This window comes from Bradyrhizobium sp. USDA 327, assembly GCF_041262065.1.
Classification (GTDB): Bacteria; Pseudomonadota; Alphaproteobacteria; order Rhizobiales; family Xanthobacteraceae; genus Bradyrhizobium; species Bradyrhizobium liaoningense.
In genome coordinates this window covers 6,291,392-6,309,275 of sequence record NZ_JBGCCW010000001.1, presented here as the reverse complement: position 1 = coordinate 6,309,275, position 17,884 = coordinate 6,291,392, and the positions used below count along the sequence as shown (strand labels likewise).

Here is a 17,884-nt window from a genome sequence, read left to right as displayed (position 1 = left end):
GGGTGACGCAACGCAATGGCTGAAACTATCTCAGGATTCGCCATTTCGTGGAACAGGCCGGCTGTCATCGCGGGGCTTTTCGAGGAACGTTTCGCGCGTGGTGCATTCGATAAGCATCTCGCGCAAAACCCGGACGTCGCCGCTCTTTGGGCACATGATCCAAGCAGGCCGCTGGGGCGTGTCAGTAACGGCAGCCTCAAACTGCGTTCGGACAATGTGGGTCTTTACTACTCGTTAGAGCCGGATCCGGCCGCCCCGTTGGGGCAGGAGGCCCTGGCGACGGTCGGAAGCGGCACTGTCAACGAGGTGAGTGTGTCGTTTACTCCGGTCGTTGAGGAGTGGGACGACGGCGGCGACATTCCAAAGCGGCTCATCACCGAGGCCAAACTATTCGAGATCAGTTTGGTCCTGTGGGGCGCATATGGGTCCGACACAAGCGCTCAGATTAGCCGAGCATCGAGCAACAGTTTGGCAGCCAAGCGTCGCATCGAGATGGCGCAGCGGAAGAGGGGAATTCTGAAGTGATAATGAACGGCATGATGCATTCGTGGGATCGCTACAGGCATCGCGGCATTGCCGAGCTGGACAACGGCGAAACGGTGAAGGTCGACGCACGGAATCTCGGTGCGGCACGTCGTCTGCCCGAGTGGCAAGGCCATTTCGAGATGCGCCCTGGCGATCGCGCCGAGTTCGTCATCGATGATGGCGGCGGTGTTGTCGATGTGTTGAGGGTGTGGTGATGGGCGCTGGCTGAGGTCCGGGCTGACCGGGGAGGGGCGTGGCAGATCGCTCCCACCGCCGCCACTAGCTACCGGCGGCCCCCACTTTCACGCGCATCTGCAATTCAGACCCCCAGGGTGAAAATGCCACGACCAAGAAAACCAAGCCCTAGGGCGCAGGTTGAGGGCCGGCATCTTATCAATGCTGGCCGCTATAAACGCAACGATCCAACCGGTGCCGAAATCGGCGCTCCGCCCACTTGGCTAAACGCACAACAGGCTACTGCTTGGCGTGAATTCGCTGGCGAGTTGCCATGGCTCAACGCTTCACACCGCTGCATCGTAGGGATCGCATCGGTGTTGCGCGCTCGCCTGCAAAGCGGCGCGGAGATGGGTACAAAATCGCTCAGCCTACTGAGGCTGTGCCTAAGCAGTATGGGCGCGACACCGGCCGATGCGAGCAAGATCAGTTGGGCGCCGGCAGAGGAGGCGGACGATTTGCTTGACTAGAACTCACGGACACTCCGGCAGAGCTAGGAGGTTATCGTTGTAATAGCCATCAGCGTGAGTTCGAACATATTTCCCGTTCGGGCCGTTAACGACACCAACGTCGGCGCGCTTACCGCTGACCAACGTGTAAAATGTATTGGTCCCGTTCTCGATCGATCGAATGACCTCCGATCTCAGCCACTTCCAACCGCCCCCTCCGAGGTGCGTAATCCCCTCATGCGAGTTGTCGCGCGGCTGCTTGTTGATGCAGGCGACCTGTACGTCTGGCATTTCCCCTCCCGATGTTCTGCATTCCATAGAAAGCAACTACAGCGGGAAAGCAATAATCAGTTAGTCGCAGAACGCGCGGCTCGCCAATCAGCGTGTCGCGCCTCGCAACGAGGTGCGGAGCCACCACGACATTCCCCAGAAGAGATCAATGACTCAACACCACACCACTCCATCAGACCCGACCGAACTTGCGAATCCGATTGAAGGATTTGTGTTCAAGCCCGCCGGAAGTGACGTCGTTCAGGTCTGGCAAACAATTAACGGTCAGCACGTGCGCATCGACGATGCAGCTGCACGCCCTGAGCAGAAGGCAAAACATTGACCGCACTTTCCAGCTACTCCACCGGCACCGTCGCAGTATCGGCGGACGGGACGACCGTCACCGGCACGAGCACCATCTGGCTGACGGCCGGCAACGTGAAGCCCGGCGATCTTTTCCAGAGCGGTCACTTTTGCGTTCCGATCACCGACGTCACCGACGATACGCATCTAACCATCACGCCATGGCCGGGGTCGACGCTGAGCGGCGCGTCGTATGTCGTTTGGAAGGTGTCGCAACAGCGCATCGTTGGCGAGACCTACGCGCGCGATGTCGACAAGATGGTCGGTGCTCTCAACACGTCGGGATATTTCGTCTTCGTCGACATCGACGAGACTGTGCCGGATCCGTCGCTCGGCGATGACGGGCAATATGCGTTTCAGCCGACATCCGGCAAGACGTGGGCGAAGGTGGGCGGCGTCTGGACGTATCTCGGCATTTACAAGGCGTTCCAACTTAAGGGCGCTTGGGGCGGCGCGACGGCTTATGCGGCCAACGACGTCGTGACGTTGAGTGGGTCGAGCTACGTTTGCGTTCTCGACCACACCAATCACACGCCGCCGAACGCGACCTATTGGCAATTGCTGGCTGCGAAGGGCGACACGGGTGCGACGGGCTCAACCGGCGCGGCGGGCACCAACGCGCCGACCTACGGAGGCACCTCAACGACGTCGCTTGCGATCGGCACCGGTTCCAAGGTGTTCACCACGCAAGCCGGCCTGGCCTACACCAACGGCGCGCGCGTGCGGGCATCCTCCGGCGCTAATTGGCTCGAAGGTGTCGCGACCTATAGCGGAACGACTCTCACGATTACGTCTGACAAGACCAACGGAAGCGGCACGTTCGCAAGTTGGACATTCAATGTCGCTGGCCAGCCGGGGGCGGGCGATCTGTCCAGCGCCAACAATCTGTCGGATGTGGCGAACGTCGCGACGGCGCGTGCCAATCTCGGTGCTGGTACAGTCAACAGTGTTACCGCCGGCACAGGACTAACGGGCGGCACGATCACGAGCAGCGGTACGATTGCTCTGGCGCTAAATAATGCAACACTTCAAGCAGCGCCATCAAACCCCGCCGGGGTTGCAAGTTTTGTGATGCTCGGACTAGGATCGACTTGTCACATAACGCCGATATACAGCACGCGCATCCTGGTGACGATTAGTGGCCACGCCTCCAACGGTGGTGCGGGAACGTTTACAAACTTGACGATCCGATATGGCACAGGCACTGCACCAGCTAACGGTGCGTCCCCGACCGGGACAACTGCGACAACACCCATGTCTGTGGCATCCAGCACCAACCTTACACCCTTCAGCCTGACTACCATCATCACAGGGCTGACGGCAGGCGTCGCATATTGGTTGGATTTGTCGGCCTCCCCATTATCGGGAACGTCGTCGTTGGGTGGAATCAATTGTACAGCCGTTGAATTGTAGGCCGAGTGCTTTGCCTCAGACCGAGAAACGTCGTTAGCTCGTGTTGCATTTTACTGAGTAGGTCGGGCTCAACTATCAGCGTCGACCGGCCACCGCGCTCAGCATCGAATATGATTAGGAAGGCTGGTGGTATCTCCTCGATCTTTTCGAGCATGTAGTGTGCGATCCTCCGGGTGATAAGCAGGCGGATTCCGCCGCCGTGCCTCGCGATGAATGCCGCGCCGCCGTGGTCGCCGGACATCAGGGTCTCGGTTGTTCACCGGCCAACTTCTACCGGAAACGCGATGGCAACATTTTCAGCGGGCACAGGATACGGTGTATCCGGTACGTTGAGTGCGGTAATAGCAAGCTAGATATCGTCCGCAGGGTAACAATCACTGCTACAGGAAAGCGACGCTGGCACGGCGATCTACATCAACACATTCCGGCTGGACTGATCGCCGCGGCAGGGAGGAGTTTGCATCGCTGCGACGCGCGACGCGACAAGCCATTCTTTTGTCGGAGTCGCGCACTACTTTTCATTTTTGAAAAATGGAGAAGTAAGGTGGCAATTGGGACAGTGAAGTGGTTCAACCCGACAAAGGGGTACGGGTTCATTCAACCTGACAACGGCGGCAATGACGTCTTTGTCCACATCTCCGCGGTTGAGAAGGCTGGTTTTACTTCGCTCGCAGAGGGCGCAAAAGTCAGCTTCGACATCGTGAAAAATCGCGGAAAAGACTCGGCGGAAAATCTACGAATCGGGTGATGCGCACAGCGTGTTGTTCAACAGAAAGGCCGCAGTGGTACGCCGCTGCGGGCGGCCGAGGAGATCGATCGGAATTGGCCGATGGATAAGGCGCTATCGTTCGCATGGGCGTTCGGGCTTGCAGCCTTGGTACTGTTCGTCGCGCTGTACCTGCCCTGGTAGTAAGTTGCCGATTGCGACTCGCACCTACGCCGCCTGCAATCCGAGACTGATTGCCAAGTCACCCGCCCTATCCTGGTAGTTGCTCTAGGGCATTCGTCCGGAGGATACGTTGCCCGGTCAGCCTCTTCGTCGCGAGGCTGGCGGTGGAGTTAGCGACGCGTGGTAGGGACAGCGCTCGGCCTCCGAACTGGGCGCCGAGCCGCGTGGCCGCTAGCTTCACCGGGCGGCGCGGGTGTGGCAGGGACAGCGTCGTTTCGCATTTCCCGGCGCCGAGTCGCGCCCGCACCGCCACGATCTGGGATCGATAAGGCATCACGGACACTCAGGGAGGGAAAGGAGATTGTCCGGTTGAATTCCGTCCACTGTTGTCTTGATGTACTTGTGTCGGCCCTCGGTGGCGACGATGACCTCGACAGTGACGCCTGATTCTTCGACGTAGTACTCCCACTCGCGGCTTTCGAGGTCTCGGATAGTCTTCTTAACGGATAGCTTCCATCGCGTTCCGTCTGAATTTACCCCGCCGACATTTTTGATTCTCTCGTGTGAGCTTCGCCTGTCAGTCTTGTTTATGCAACGAATGCGCACGCGTTTGGGCATGCTGGTGTCTCCCGTTTCTGCAAGCTGTCGGACCAGTTTAGCGACTGGTCGAGGAGGAGGGACCCGCCGATTCTGGTAGGTGCCTCGCGGGGGTTCCAGCGATACAACGCGAGGGCACCCCGCGGGTTGATGCCCCCCTCGGGAGCAAAGGTGGCCAGCCCCAGTCTTCGAGGACGGGCTGGCCACCATCGCTTGCGACGTCACCACACAGGGTAGCTACAGGCCAATGGATGCACATATTCGAGCGGCACATCGCGGCGCTGCGGTCGCAAGCGCTTGCGGTGCTTGCAGCCAATCAGGCCCGCGCGGCCGATCAGTCTTTGAGCCAAGCAGATCGCCAAGACGCGACGTTTAGTGCCGAGGAGGCTCAGGCAGTGCTAGGCATACTCGACAGCTTGAAACCCAACATCGGGCCGGAAGAGGCACGGAAGATCACTGCGCGCATACGAACTCTTCTAGAGTGGGACGTGTGAGTGCCAACCGGTTCGGGTGGGATGCCTGTGAGACTTTCGCCAGTAAATGGCGGGCGGAGCGCGCGGGTGCACAGCGGTCCCTGTCAATTTAGACAGGGACGCCCGGCCTGATGTTGACACATGATCATCACTGACGGAGGGCCAAAGCTCTATGCAGCGCTATTATTTCCCGATCATCCACAACGGTCGCCTTCAGCCAGACAGCGATGGCGAGGTGTTTGGCTCGGCCGATCTCGCGGGTCAATACGGCGCTCGTGTCGCGCAAGATATCGGCAGCGATCCAGACTACGATCCTGTTAGCGAAACTGTCGTGATCGTGGTTGACGACTCCGGCACCGAGATCGCGCGGCACGTGGTCGGTGGTGTTGCTACGGCTGTTCAGCCAGCGAGAAAACGGTGACGCAACATTCAGCAAGCGATGGCTCGGCAGAGCGTTAAACTGCCGACTCGTGTCGTTGCAGCCGTGAGGGTCGTGAAGGCGTTGGGGGGGGGTGAGGCAAGGAACTGAGGGGGCGCGTCTCCAGGGACGGATCCCCTTTTTGAGCCGGGTGACAAATCCTAAACGAATCCTATATAATCTAACGGGGCTTATGGCCGGCAGGGGAGCCGTTGCCCAGAGGGAAACGCAAATGTCGATCGCTTCGTCCTCCGCAGCGCGACACATCTGCGCGCGTGGAAATTGGGGCGTCACGAACCTCGCCCTACAGAAAATCCTCTATATGGCTCAAATGGTGCATCTAGGACGCACCGGACAGCGCTTGGTCGATGCCGAATTCCAGGCATGGGATTATGGTCCTGTCGAGCCCGGGCTCTACCGGCAGGTTCGGAATTTCGGAAACAAGCCAATTCAGGACGTGTTTTTCTGGGCTCCACCCATTGGTGGGACTCAGGAGGCGGCCACACTGGATGAGGCGTGCAACTTCCTTATTCAGAAATCACCGGGTGAATTGGTTGCCATGACGCATTGGCAGAATGGAGCTTGGGCTCGTCACTATGTCCCTGGATCAAGAGGCATCCCAATCCCCGACGCCGACATCATTGCCGAGTACCGCGCGCGAGTCGGAGGCGCATGATTTCTCTGTCATCGTTAGGCAGTCTCCGTCTCATCCAAATATGGTTGAGACGAGTGCTGCAGCGCTGGAAGCCGCTCTCCAGAAAGAGGCCGATGAGCGCCGCGAGGAACGATTCTACTGGATATGCGCGTGCATTACGCTAATTGATTTGGCCCACATTTCCCCACTTAGGATTTGTGGCCGTCATCTGCATTTTTCTGATTCAGATAGTCGCACTTGCCGCCCTGGCCAGAAAATATGCTGATGAGAACATCGCGATAGCGATCGACAAAATCATCGCATCGATTTGCGACAGGTTCGGGTGGAAGTAGGGCGGCGAGATCCTATCCGTAAAAGCCAATCAAAAAACGGATAGCAAAAAACGCCCCTGCGACTACGGCTGCCGTGATGGCTATCGCGAAACCAACCCTAAAGCTTTCGCTCATCAGTTCCCCCTAGGCCGCAGGCACATCCCCCTCCGAAATTGCGCCTGCGGCCTCCGCTGCGACGGTCCGCAATCATGCCGGTCACTGCGGTAGGTGTGCGACTACAAATTCCAGTAGTTGACCAGTTCGTGTTCTCTGGGCCGAATCGCTATCGAGCGAAGCCTATGTCAGTCGCGAGTCAGAATCACGACTGCAAGAAGGGGAGAGCAGAGCAATGTCTCCACTAAAAGCAATTACCAGTTGGCTGGAAACGCTGGACCTGGACATGCAGCTTGAGGTCGCGGGTTTCGCGGCGTTTTTGATGTTTGAGCGGGACGACGTTCTCACGATTGGCAGGTCGGAGCACCTTGAATCTCTTCATCAATGGTTGAACGAGCCGGGCTTATCAACATACGTCGCCGCAGACCGCGCTTTATCCTTTCGAATATGCTTCGGCAGTTTTGTCGCGGACAGAATGACGGACGCTGGATGGAAGCGAACCGAAGATCTGGTCCACGAAATCCTTAAACAGGCTAAGCGCGACGGAAAGTTCGCTGCTGCACGCAAAGCGCAAAGGATGCTAGCGCTTCTCCCCGCTCGAAAAGAGAGTTGGAAACATGTTGTGAAATCTTGGAACGAATTGGCTGCGACTTACCTAACCCATGAGGCTGTGACAAGTTGGAGCGCCGCCAAGAAGCGTGTTGGCCTGAGTGTTATTTCAAGTAGCGGTGTTCCCATTGTTGCGGTCAGGTCGCGTCATCGAACCGGAAGCATTGAGTGCAGTGATGGCGAATGAGCAGAATGATTACCCGGGCCAAATAGCGCGGATCGAAATCGACGAGTCTGCGGCGATCTGCGTTGAGCAAATCGACGACGAAATCACCATTGCCATCGCGAGCGTTGTCGGCGTTCATTTTCAGGTGACGGCGGATCAGGCGCTTGGCCGCTGAGAATGCGACGAGATCCAGCGCGTCAGTCGAGACGTAGTGGCTACTTCTTAATCGAGTGCTCTTGAATAAACCGCGCGGCTCGCACGCGTGCTCGCTCCATCATGTCTTCCTTCGCTTTCAGGGCGGCAAGTTCTGATTCAAGCCGCTCGAAAAGTGGCAGGTAGACTTCACCGCCCTTGGGCGACTGATTCATGAGGATAGCTAGACAATCAAGGCAGCGTTCGAGCACTTCGATTGTGATCTCGCCCATCGCGTCCTATCCCCAGCGGATATAGATCGAGACCAAAACTGAAATAAGAAATGCGATGGCTCCAACTAAGAACACCGGCGGCCCCTTGGGCGCGATCGCCTCTCGCAACCACCGCCAGAATCTCACTTCCCTCTACCTTTCGGGCCTAGATCTTCAAGCGGCGAGGGCATTAAGATCAATGTTCGACATGGTTGTCACCGAATCATTGTTGGCACCGCCATGCTGGCTGGCGGGGTGGTAAGTGTGACTCTAAAAGAGCGCGGCATCCACCTTCCTGTGGACGCGCGAAAGCGCCCCCAAGGTAGGGGTGGATTTTTTACCGAATCAGGGCAATCTGTCCGTGGGCTTGGAAACCCGGACCAGAGCTATAACCGCACATCCACTTGGTCAGGATGCTCCCGATTGGCGTCGGGGGTGACGGTTGAATGTTCAAGGTTGCAGACTGCCACCTTGAACGACGGACGCACTTGGCGGTGCGGCTCCGAACCCTGCCTTTATGGCCGGGGGCGGGCGTGCTGTCCAGAGGGTTTCGGCCCTTAAAAGCGCTCGGCGTGTCGCTCTAGCACGTTTCCAAACCCCGGCTGCCGCGGCTGCCCCGCGGCGAGGGCCTTGGAAAGCCTTGAACTCAGAGCATCACCACAATGAACTCCCATATCCAAATCGATACCCAGGCCGCGACACCCGTCACCATCGGCGCCACCACGAGCGAACTCGTCGCAATTCACGACATCGCCCACACCCTGGCGGCTGTGCTGACCGGGCTGGCCCAGGCACCGCGCTGTAGCGGACCGGCCGACGCGTGGGCGGCGAGCCTGTTGGAATGCCTGTACGCCGCCAGGGGCGCAGCCGCCGCCGCGATGCTGACGCGCACCGATGAAAACCAGATGCGGGTTGTCGCGCTCGCCCAGAGCTTGGAATGGGCCATGGAGGACGAGGATTCTGCGGCCTTGCTTAGGGTGGTTGAGGACGTGGCATCCCGGCCGGGGGCGGTCGCGCTATAATCGCAAGACAGATTCGGCGGCCGGTCCTACCTGACAACCATCCCGCGCCGCTGAGGCCCGCTCCAGCCGCAAGTTGGGGCGGGCTCTTACTTCCCGTCGCAGTAGGGGGCGCGTTTCTTAAGGGGCGCCCCCGCGCCGCTGAAGGCACCCCGTCCGAAAGGGCGGGAGTGTTTTTCTTTGCAGGGCGGGGCGTTGTCCTTCCGTTCCGACTTCGCGGACGGGTAGATCGGTTCCTATCGCTTCCGTCGTTCCATTTTGGAAAGCTCTTCTAGAAACCGCTCAAGCGCTTGGTTGCCTGCATGTTCGGCTGCCATTTGTGATTGAAAACCACTTGCCCCGATCCTGATCCCCATCGGCGTGCTGCGCCTATGCAATTCCCACCGCCAAGGGTGCGGACGCACTCCAGTATCGGTGATCTCAATGTAATAGTCTGGCGCCGTTGCCATACACGGAGAATATATCGCAGCGCGCCAAAGGGAATAGGAATCGGGTGGCGTGGGGGATTGGGAGCAGATCACCCAACGCTGAGCGAGCGGCGTAAGTCGACCTAAAGCCCGACCGAGCCCTCACTTATCCAACCATATGAACATCACCAGGCTGAAGGTTAAGCTCTTCGAACATTCGCTGCTGCTCTGCGGTGATCGGGACATCCAACACTTCCGCGGTCCAGCCTTCTGGAACGGCAGCGAGAACCAATAAATTTGCTCTGTTGTGTCGTCCGCAGTCACCTGAACGACCGAAAACGAGCTGCCAAACGACTCTGCCATTTCGTTCAATGCGGCAACTAGCGCTCGGGTTTCTAATCCGAGGCGACTCGATCTCGCTTTGCCGGTCTTCCTTCCTGCATATTCTCCAGCGCGGTCGGCGGTTGTAAGCCCGGCGATGTCAGCCATTCATTGATGTGAGCGGCGGTATCGGCCTGGCGGGCTCGTCTAAGATATAGCTCGCGCTGGGTGCCGGGCGGCAACTGGGCTGCAGCCTCCCTGAACCGCGCAGCCTCCTCGGCCAGTCGCTCTTCAAATGTCTTAGTATGTTTGGTTCGGTTACGACGCTTGATCATGCGCTGCACCTTTCCGTCAGAGGAAGGCGGGAGCGCATTGTCGCGTTCTCATCACCGATGTTTGCCACAATACCGCGCGGTGATGGCATTAAACTAACCAAGTCGTGGTTGCTTTCTATAACCTTTGTTAAGTCATTGATTTATTTTGAGAACTACTCAATTGTGCTAACTACTCATTTTACTGGAAACACAACGTTACCGCGCCCCCCACCCGCCCTGGCCCGCTCACGAAGGAGGGGCGGGCGCTCTACTTCCCGCCGTTCATGGCGTGTCGCCATAGGGGCTGGGCCGCCTCTGGGAGACCGGCTATTTTCTTTGGCATCGCCGCAGAAATTTACGGGTTTTGACTGGGATCCGCGCCGGCTCGATGTATACTTTCGGGTGGCGCGCATTTCGCCGGAAGGCGGCCTTAGAGCCGTGTTAAAGCTCGTAATTCATTCAGGGGCGCGCTCTTGCCCAATCCCGCCAACGATAACCAACGCGTACAGCCGCGCGGCCTGCGCCGCGCCGATGCGGCTCGATACTTGGGCATCAGCCCGACTCACTTCGACAAGCAGGTAAGGGCCGGTGCCGCCCCCAAGCCGCTGGCGCTATTCGGCGTGAACATTTGGGACCGCAACGACCTGGATGCCCTCTTTGAGAGCGCGCAGCCGGTAAATGACAACGAATGGGACAGCGTTCTGCGCCATGACGAAGAAGCCGAGACATCTTCACGTCTACACTGACCGTCATGGCCACGAGCGCATATACCTGCGCAAACCCGGCCAGAAGCGGGTCCCGTTGCCAGGGCCGCTGTTCAGCTACCAGTTCTGGGAGTCCCACCACAGGGCCGCGCAGGGCGTTGTAGCGGCCATTCGCACGAGCGCCGATCCAGAAGAGCGCAACCCGCCCGGCAGCGTGTCGGCGGCGATCGCGGGCTACTATGGCAGCGCAGAATACAAGCAGCTTGCTGATAGCTCGCGAAGCAATCGCAGGCGCATTCTTGAGCGGTTCCGGAAGGAGCACGGAACGAAGTCTCTGGCCAAGCTGGAGACGAAGCACATCAATGCAATCATAGACAAGAAGGCCGACAAGCCCGCCGCCGCGAACGAGCTACGGAAGTTGCTTCACATCGTGTTCGAGTACGCCATCGGCGCGGGCATGCTCACCGATAACCCGATCAAGCGCGCCAAGCGCGTCAAGTACGTTAAGCGTTCTCACCGAGCCTGGACCGATGCCGACGTTGAGGCGTACCGCGAGCGCTGGCCGGAAGGCTCGCCGCAGAGGCTCGGTCTGGAGCTGTTTATCCACACCGGCCTGCGCCGGAGTGATGCCGTAAGGCTCGGGTGGGATCACGTCAAAGAGGGCTGGATCACCATCACAACCGTCAAGTCGCGGCACAAGAAGACGCTGAACGTTCCAATCCACCCGACGCTCTGGCACCACATCAAAGACACCCCGCGCAACCAGCGGACCTTCTTGCGGACCAAGTGGGATAAGGACCGAAGCGCCAAGGGCGCGACGAACTGGATCCGCAGCGCGGCCCATGAGGCTGGACTGCCTTCGGACTCGTCGCCGCACGGCCTGCGGCATGCCATCTGTGTTCGGCTAGCTGAGGCAGGCTGCACCCCGCATCAGATCCAAGCAATCACCGGCCACGACAACCTCGCCGAGATCGAGACCTACACGAAAGCGGTGAGTCAGAAGCGTTTGGCGCAGATCGCAATGGACAGTTTGGCTACCCCAAAAACCGGGTTAGCCAGTTTCGACGCTAATGCATTGAAATTACTAGAAGCTTTGGCGCTCCCTAGCGGAATCGAACCGGCTACCCGCGAAGTAGGAATTCGCTGCTCGGCTAAGACGCCGATTGACTACTGAAATACCGTGACCAAACCGCGCCAAAGGACGTTAAACAAGCGCAAACGCTACTGTTTTTGTTGGTTTTTCGATTGCGACTTACGTTTGGGACGCAGAGGTCGCAGGTTCCGATCTTTCATGCAACAAGCCGGGGGATTTCCTGTTCGACCAATCGCAATAATCGGGTGTTGCGTGTCCGGGATTTGAACTTACTCGGCGATTGTTTGGGCGGTGATCCGCCTTGAAGACGCCATCGACACTGTTAGCTGTTGGATCGGCCCATTGCAGCCACTCATTCCCTCCAATGGATCCACTCTTCGACGCTGCGTCCCTCGATCTCGGTGGCGGCCGCGGCGCCTATTGATCGCAACGCCGTCAGAAAATCGCGCACGCCGGGGAGCACGCGCCAGTCCTGCGCTGATCGCCGTTCCATCTCCAGGGATATGTACCAATAGGTCCGGAATGGTGTTCGAGACCTGCAAATTGCGCAGCATCTCATGACCTCGCTCATCAACTTCGCCATTAATTCGTCGTTCGTTCTTTAATCGCGGGCACAGTGTCAACCCCGACAAACAAAAGTGATCCACTGCCGGGTTCATGGTTCTTTCCGCGGTCGTCTCGATGCAGGAGCGCCGCATGATGGCGTTCAAGAGGTGTGGCATCTCGATGTGAAGAGCGCGGTGCATGGAAGCCCGCAGGGACGACTTCGAGATTGCCCACACCTTCGTCCCGGCAGGGACGCTTGTTCCGCCGGAGGCGGATCTGGGTTGGTTTAAGACTTGTTCATGCGGTGCGCATCTCTGCCTGGAATTCGGTGCCATCGGTCCAGATGGCATGGAGGATCACAGCCATTTTGCGAGCGACGGCAACCTTGGCCCTCTTTGCGCCGATGCGTTTGGCCAGCTTGCTGCCCCAGCGCTTGAGCGCAGAACCTCGCCTGACACGGTCAGCAGGACGTTCGCGGCCTCGAACAAATAAGTCCGCATCTGGTGGTTGCCACGCTTGGAGATGCGGCCAGTGCGATCCATCTCACCGGATTGATAACGTCTTGGTGTCAGGCCGAGATAGGCGCCCACGTCGGCGGAATGTTTGAAGCGAGTGGGGTCGTCGATGGTAACGACGAAGGACAGGGCAGTCAGGGGACCGATACCGGGAACGGTCATCATTCGCCGAACAGTTTGGTCGCCTTTTGCCACTGCCATGAGTTGTCGATCGAACTTCTCAATTTGCTCAGTCAAACAGGATTGGGCAAGGAGCAGCGGTGCGAAAATATCTTGCAAATCCGGCGCTTCAGCAAGCACGGCATCGACTTTGCGAGCCAGGTTGGTCGAGCCGGCCTTGCCGAGCACTATTCCCAACCCCTTGCACAGACCGCGCATTTGATTGTCAATATCTCGCCGCAGATTTACCAGCTTGGTTCGAGCCGCCAGCATCGAACGGGTTTTCCAGCTCTCCGCCCCCTTCACGGCAGCTTCCCGGTACCATCCCATGCGGGCCATTTCAGCCAACCCCTTGGCATCGTTCTGATCCGACTTGTTGATGCGCATCGATAGCGCCGCGTTGGCGTGACGCGCATCAAGGCAAATCACCGGAAAGCCCAGTGCCCTGAGTTGATGCCAGAGCCAATTGGATAGCGAGCCCGTTTCAAAAACGATCCGCTCAGCACTGCCGGCATGACGCCGTAGGAGCTTAGCGATCGCCTCCGGATTGGTCGGCGCACAACCTTCGAATGTCACGCCTCCGGCCTGGTCCAAAACGCAAATGCTGGTTTCTTCCATAGAGATGTCCAGACCAACGTACTGCTTCATAGCGCGGCTCCTCTTCGATTTGCTGACGCCGATCGTACCGATCCTCGTGTTCTCAAGAAGACGTCAGCCGCGATTACGCCATGTGAAGAATTCGGAAGCGATTGATCTGTCGCAGTGATTTGACGCGAGCAAGTATTCGATTTTGCAAGAAAGCCGTGGGTAGGTCCTGGTTTTCTTGCGTTTTTGGATTCCGGATTGGGCGGCTTCGTGATTCCTTTGACGGCGAGATTCGCTGTTGGGGAGAACCCATGAGCCATCCGCGCGACGATCGTCAGGACGATCTGTTTCGTCCATCTCTGGAGAAGATCATCAACCTTCGCCATCCGTTGGTGCGTCTGGCGGCGGAGATCGATTGGGACTTCCTGGCGGGACGCTTCAGTTCGGTCTGTCGCCTCGGGCCGGGGCAGCCACCGTTGCCGACACGATTGGTAGCCGGACTATTCATCCTCAAGCACATGCACAATCTCTCTGACGAGGCGCTGTGCGACAGGTGGGTCGAGAACCCGTATTTTCAGTATTTCTGCGGCGAGGTGGTGTTCCGGCACGACTTGCCATTCGATCGCTCGTCGCTGACCCGCTGGCGCCAGCGGCTGGGTGAGGAGCAGATCGCCGCGCTGTTGCAAGAAAGCCTCTCGGTGGCGCATCGAACTGGGGCAATCGAGACCAAAGATCTCGAGCGGGTCGTTGTGGATACCACCGTACAGGAGAAGGCGATCGCGCATCCGAGCGATGCGCGGCTCATGCACCGGGCGATCGAGAAGCTGGTCGGTTTGGCCAAACGCGAGAGCGTCGAACTGCGCCAAAGCTATCTGCGCGTGGCCAGGCGCGCCGCCATCATGGTGGGACGCTACACGCATGCCCACCAGTTCAAGCGTGCCCGGCGAGAGCTCAAATTCCTGCGCACCCGGCTTGGCCGCATCATCCGTGACATCAGACGCAAGATTGTAGAAGTTTCGACTTAATCTGACGGCAAGGTTTGAACTGGCAGGGAATGGAGCTGCGGGCGAGCAGGAGCGCTCACCCAAAGGGCGCTCCCGCGCAGCCCGCAGCGTCTCACAGGAGACGTTACCATGACCCAGGAACAGAAGGTCATTCGCGCGAAAGTCGGCATGTTGGAATTGGCCAAGCAGCTCGGCAACGTCAGCCAGGCTTGCCGGATGATGGGCTATAGCCGCGACAGCTTCTACCGGTTCAAGGAACTGTACGACAAGGGCGGCGAGCTGGCGCTGGTTGAGATCAGCCGCAAGAAACCGGTCCTGAAGAACCGTGTCGCGCCGGAGGTCGAGGCAGCCGTCGTTGAGCTGGCGATCGACCAGCCGGCCTGGGGGCAGGTGCGGGTCAGCAATGAGCTCAGGAGCCGCGGCCTGTCGATCTCCCCGTTCGGCGTGCGGGCGGTGTGGCTGCGTCACGACCTCGCCAACGTCAAGAAGCGGCTGACGGCGCTGGAGGCCAAGATGGCTCAGGACGGCCTGGTGCTGACCGAGGCCCAGCTCGTTGCGTTGGAAAAGGCCAAATCCGAGAAGGAGGCGCACGGCGAGTTCGAGAGCGAGTGCCCCGGCTATTGCGGTGCGCAGGACACCTTCTCCGTCGGCAACATGAAGGGGATCGGGCGGATCTATCAGCAGACCTTCATTGACACCTACAGCAAGGTGGCGTTCGCCAAGCTGTATGATCGCAAGACGCCGATCACGGCGGCCGAACTGTTGAATGATCGCGTGGTGCCGTTTTTCGATGCGCGGGGCATCCCGCTGAACCGGATCCTGACCGACCGCGGCACCGAGTATTGCGGCAATCCGGAGCATCACGAATATGAGCTCTACCTTGCCGTCGAAGACATCGATCACACCCGCACCAAGACGAGGAGCCCACAGACCAACGGCATTGTCGAGCGCTTCCACCGCACCGTGCTCGAGGAGTTCTATTGCGTCGTGTTCCGCAAGAAGATCTATCCGAGCATCACTGCCTTGCAGAGCGATCTCGATGAGTGGATCGCTGCCTACAATGAGGGGCGCCCGCATCAGGGGCGCTGGTGCTACGGCAAGACGCCGATGCAAACCTTGCTTGACGCAAGTGCTCTGTCGAGAGAGAAATTGTTGCCGGCTGCGTGAGGTCGGACATGAAACCTTTGTCGGACACCTGCCGCGACAAAGCACTCACTGTCAGCTCAAGTCCCTTCTTTTACACAAGATCGAGGGCGACCCTGCGCTTGAGGATCGCTTTGGTCCGCTGCTCGATCTCGCCCACCGGGTTCGCCATCAAGAGCAGCGTCAGCGCGGTCCCAAGGTCTACTCGTTGCACGCCCCCGAGGTGGAGTGCATCGGCAAAGGCAAGGCCCGGGCACCTTACGAATTTGGCTGCAAAGTCTCGATTGCCACGCCTGCCACCGCGCCCAAAGGCGGGCAATTCGTACTGCATGCCAAGGCCCTGCACGGCAATCCCTATGACGGCCACACGCTCGGTCCCGTCATCGCCGACCTCGAAAAGCTCACTGGTGTTGCAGCGCGCCGCATCCACGGCGACAAGGGCTACCGCGGCCACAACTATCCTGACAGATTCAAGGTCTGGATCAGCGGCCAGGTTCGCCGTGTCACCAAAGCCATCCGCCGCGAGATGCGGCGTCGCGCCGCCGTCGAGCCTGTGATCGGCCATCTCAAGGACGACCACCGAATGCGCCGTAACCATCTCAAGGGTCGCGACGGCGACCGCACCAACGCCGTGCTCGCCGCCGCCGGCTACAACTTCAGCCTGCTCCGCCGCTGGCTCACCGAACTTTTATGCGGCCTGTTATGGATACTCTGTCGCCACCTATCGCAACCACACCTTGCGTAAAACGGTGCTCAGGGACGTTCTTCACGAACGACAACTTAGAGTCTTATTAGTCAGGTACGTAAAGTCCATCCTGGCGTTTGTCTGGACAATCGTCGCACTCATGGTTAGCCTGTCAATCGTTAAGAAGTTCCCGGCTCAAGCAGACATGATCTGAGAGCTGGCCCCGGTTGTTTGGACAGCGCCCCGCTGGATTTAAGTGGATTCCTGCCGGGTTATGCTGAACGCGGGGCTTTACGATTTTGTCGTTGCGTCGGGAGGGCGTAGCCCGACCAGAGCGACGACAAAATCGTCGGCGACGGTCATGCGGCCATCACCATAGCTTGCGTGCCGAAGTAAGCCTCGTCGGGCGTGCGCCCGTCAAGGCTCGAGTGAGGGCGTCCCTGATTGTAGAAGGCCAGATACTTGGCAATTGACGCTCGCGCCTCGGACACGCTGTCGTAGGCGCGGAGATAAACTTCTTCGTATTTGACCGTGCGCCAGAGCCGCTCGACAAACACGTTGTCGCGCCAGGCGCCCTTGCCATCCATGCTGATGGCGATCTTCGCGTCCAGCAGCACATCGGTGAACTCGAGGCTGGTGAACTGGCTGCCCTGGTCCGTGTTGAAAATCGCGGGCCTGCCGTGCTTCGCCAACGCCTCCTGGACCGCTTCGACGCAGAAGGCCGCCTCCATTGTGATCGAGACGCGATGGGCCAGGACCCGTCGGCTGAACACATCGACGACCGCCGCGAGATAGACGAAGCCACGCCGCATCGGAATGTAGGTGATGTCCATTGCCCACGCATGGTCGGGCCGCTCGATCTTCAATCCGCGCAACAGGTACGGGTAGATCTTGTGACCCGGAGCCGGCTTGCTCGTGTTCGGGCGACGATAGACCGCCTCGATCCCCATGCGCTTCATCAGCGTCGCGATGTGGCGGCGACCGGCGTATACCCCCTCCCGCCGCAGCAACGATCGCAGCATACGCGCTCCCGCGAAGGGATAATCGAGATGCAGCTCATCGAGCCGACGCATCAAGGCAAGGTCCTCGGCCGAAACTGGCCGAGGTTCATAGTAGACCGTGCTGCGAGCCAGCTTCAGGACCTTCGCCTGGCGCACGATAGAAAGATCATGACCGCGGTCGATCATCGCTTTGCGCTCAGCAGGCCCGCCTTGGTGAGCGCGCCGGACAAAAAATCGTTTTCCAACGCCAGCTCGCCGATCTTGGCATGCAACGCCTTCAAATCGACCGGCGTCTCGGCCGATGTCTTGTCATGCCCAAACACGCCGGCGGCGCCTTCCAGGAGCTGGTTTTTCCAGATCGTGATCTGGTTCGGATGAACATCAAACAGTTGCGCCAGCTCCGCCAGTGTCTTGTCTCCTTTGACCGCAGCCAAAGCAACCTTCGCCTTGAATGCCGGAGAATGCGTCCGGCGGCTCTTCTTCGTCATCTTCGCTCCT

Annotated in this window: 20 protein-coding genes and 2 pseudogenes; 15 read left to right on the top strand and 7 right to left on the bottom strand. The window is 59.0% G+C overall.

What is annotated here, in order from left to right:
• Positions 1-15 precede the first annotated feature (15 nt).
• Positions 16-525 (top strand): HK97 family phage prohead protease, encoded by a 510-nt coding sequence (locus tag ABIA42_RS29795; protein WP_370118453.1) that lies wholly within the window; start codon positions 16-18, stop codon positions 523-525.
• Positions 526-527: 2 nt separating this feature from the next.
• Entirely contained in the window at positions 528-740 is a 213-nt protein-coding gene (locus ABIA42_RS29790; RefSeq protein WP_028152475.1) for a hypothetical protein, read from the top strand.
• 492 nt (positions 741-1,232) lie between these two features.
• Here the strand turns inward: ABIA42_RS29790 and ABIA42_RS29785 are convergent, their stop codons facing one another.
• The gene (locus ABIA42_RS29785; protein WP_370143690.1) at positions 1,233-1,499 is read right to left on the bottom strand and encodes a DUF3892 domain-containing protein; all 267 of its coding nucleotides are present in this window, start codon (positions 1,497-1,499) and stop codon (positions 1,233-1,235) included.
• A 148-nt stretch (positions 1,500-1,647) separates the two neighbouring features.
• Here ABIA42_RS29785 and ABIA42_RS29780 point away from each other — a divergent pair, with 148 nt between their 5' ends.
• Both ABIA42_RS29780 and ABIA42_RS29775 read left to right on the top strand, forming a co-directional pair.
• Entirely contained in the window at positions 1,648-1,821 is a 174-nt protein-coding gene (locus tag ABIA42_RS29780; RefSeq protein WP_370118459.1) for a hypothetical protein, read from the top strand.
• Positions 1,818-3,254, top strand: a complete 1,437-nt coding sequence (locus tag ABIA42_RS29775; RefSeq protein ID WP_370118462.1) for a hypothetical protein — start codon at positions 1,818-1,820, stop codon at positions 3,252-3,254. Before ABIA42_RS29780 ends, ABIA42_RS29775 begins: the two co-directional genes overlap by 4 nt.
• Here ABIA42_RS29775 and ABIA42_RS29770 read toward each other — a convergent pair.
• Complete coding sequence (locus ABIA42_RS29770; protein WP_039148589.1) at positions 3,229-3,495, bottom strand: hypothetical protein; 267 nt, start codon at positions 3,493-3,495, stop codon at positions 3,229-3,231. The two genes, ABIA42_RS29775 and ABIA42_RS29770, sit on opposite strands and share 26 nt — an antisense overlap.
• Positions 3,496-3,798: 303 nt before the next feature.
• Between ABIA42_RS29770 and ABIA42_RS29765 the strand changes: the two genes are divergently transcribed.
• Positions 3,799-4,002 (top strand): cold-shock protein, encoded by a 204-nt coding sequence (locus ABIA42_RS29765; protein WP_014495262.1) that lies wholly within the window; start codon positions 3,799-3,801, stop codon positions 4,000-4,002.
• 474 nt (positions 4,003-4,476) lie between these two features.
• Here the strand turns inward: ABIA42_RS29765 and ABIA42_RS29760 are convergent, their stop codons facing one another.
• Positions 4,477-4,761, bottom strand: a complete 285-nt coding sequence (locus ABIA42_RS29760) for a DUF3892 domain-containing protein (protein ID WP_370143688.1) — start codon at positions 4,759-4,761, stop codon at positions 4,477-4,479.
• Between the two features lie 624 nt (positions 4,762-5,385).
• Here ABIA42_RS29760 and ABIA42_RS29755 point away from each other — a divergent pair.
• From ABIA42_RS29755 to ABIA42_RS29740, 4 genes are all read left to right on the top strand, one after another.
• A complete protein-coding gene (locus tag ABIA42_RS29755; protein WP_370118468.1) occupies positions 5,386-5,634 on the top strand; it encodes a hypothetical protein in 249 nt (82 codons plus the stop codon).
• 229 nt (positions 5,635-5,863) lie between these two features.
• Positions 5,864-6,307: a Panacea domain-containing protein gene (locus ABIA42_RS29750; protein WP_157790214.1), complete on the top strand. Its 444-nt coding sequence runs from the start codon at positions 5,864-5,866 to the stop codon at positions 6,305-6,307.
• Between the two features lie 639 nt (positions 6,308-6,946).
• Entirely contained in the window at positions 6,947-7,507 is a 561-nt protein-coding gene (locus ABIA42_RS29745) for a hypothetical protein (protein WP_370118471.1), read from the top strand.
• Positions 7,497-7,661 (top strand): hypothetical protein, encoded by a 165-nt coding sequence (locus ABIA42_RS29740; protein ID WP_370118474.1) that lies wholly within the window; start codon positions 7,497-7,499, stop codon positions 7,659-7,661. The genes ABIA42_RS29745 and ABIA42_RS29740 overlap by 11 nt, the downstream gene beginning before the upstream one ends.
• A gap of 40 nt (positions 7,662-7,701) precedes the next feature.
• On the opposite strand, the gene ABIA42_RS29735 is transcribed toward ABIA42_RS29740, so the two are convergent.
• The gene (locus ABIA42_RS29735; protein ID WP_370118477.1) at positions 7,702-7,911 is read right to left on the bottom strand and encodes a hypothetical protein; all 210 of its coding nucleotides are present in this window, start codon (positions 7,909-7,911) and stop codon (positions 7,702-7,704) included.
• Between the two features lie 641 nt (positions 7,912-8,552).
• Here ABIA42_RS29735 and ABIA42_RS29730 point away from each other — a divergent pair.
• Entirely contained in the window at positions 8,553-8,912 is a 360-nt protein-coding gene (locus tag ABIA42_RS29730; protein ID WP_370118480.1) for a hypothetical protein, read from the top strand.
• A 799-nt stretch (positions 8,913-9,711) separates the two neighbouring features.
• Here the strand turns inward: ABIA42_RS29730 and ABIA42_RS29725 are convergent.
• The gene (locus ABIA42_RS29725; protein WP_183711709.1) at positions 9,712-9,972 is read right to left on the bottom strand and encodes a hypothetical protein; all 261 of its coding nucleotides are present in this window, start codon (positions 9,970-9,972) and stop codon (positions 9,712-9,714) included.
• 452 nt (positions 9,973-10,424) lie between these two features.
• Here ABIA42_RS29725 and ABIA42_RS29720 point away from each other — a divergent pair, with 452 nt between their 5' ends.
• Positions 10,425-10,697, top strand: coding sequence for a helix-turn-helix transcriptional regulator (locus ABIA42_RS29720; protein ID WP_370118483.1), 273 nt, complete (start codon positions 10,425-10,427; stop codon positions 10,695-10,697).
• Positions 10,660-11,829 (top strand): tyrosine-type recombinase/integrase, encoded by a 1,170-nt coding sequence (locus ABIA42_RS29715; RefSeq protein ID WP_370118486.1) that lies wholly within the window; start codon positions 10,660-10,662, stop codon positions 11,827-11,829. The genes ABIA42_RS29720 and ABIA42_RS29715 overlap by 38 nt, the downstream gene beginning before the upstream one ends.
• Positions 11,830-12,650: 821 nt before the next feature.
• Here the strand turns inward: ABIA42_RS29715 and ABIA42_RS29710 are convergent.
• On the bottom strand, positions 12,651-13,616 hold the full coding sequence (locus ABIA42_RS29710; RefSeq protein ID WP_370118489.1) for an IS110 family transposase: 966 nt from the start codon (positions 13,614-13,616) through the stop codon (positions 12,651-12,653).
• 248 nt (positions 13,617-13,864) lie between these two features.
• On the opposite strand from ABIA42_RS29710, the pseudogene ABIA42_RS29705 reads away from it, so the two are divergent.
• The 3 genes and pseudogenes from ABIA42_RS29705 to ABIA42_RS29695 form a co-directional block, all read left to right on the top strand.
• Positions 13,865-14,560 (top strand): annotated as a pseudogene (locus tag ABIA42_RS29705) (IS5 family transposase); the annotation flags it as partial.
• A gap of 126 nt (positions 14,561-14,686) precedes the next feature.
• Positions 14,687-15,724, top strand: coding sequence for an IS481 family transposase (locus ABIA42_RS29700; RefSeq protein WP_370118492.1), 1,038 nt, complete (start codon positions 14,687-14,689; stop codon positions 15,722-15,724).
• Positions 15,725-15,800: 76 nt separating this feature from the next.
• Positions 15,801-16,445: pseudogene (locus ABIA42_RS29695) on the top strand (transposase); the annotation flags it as partial.
• Between the two features lie 299 nt (positions 16,446-16,744).
• Here the strand turns inward: ABIA42_RS29695 and ABIA42_RS29690 are convergent.
• Positions 16,745-17,874, bottom strand: a protein-coding gene (locus ABIA42_RS29690) for an IS3-like element ISRj2 family transposase (protein WP_109866565.1) whose coding sequence is annotated in 2 segments (ribosomal slippage) — positions 16,745-17,622 and positions 17,622-17,874 — 1,131 coding nt in all. Because the reading frame shifts where the segments join, the coding sequence is not laid out codon by codon here.
• Between the last annotated feature and the right edge of the window lie 10 nt (positions 17,875-17,884).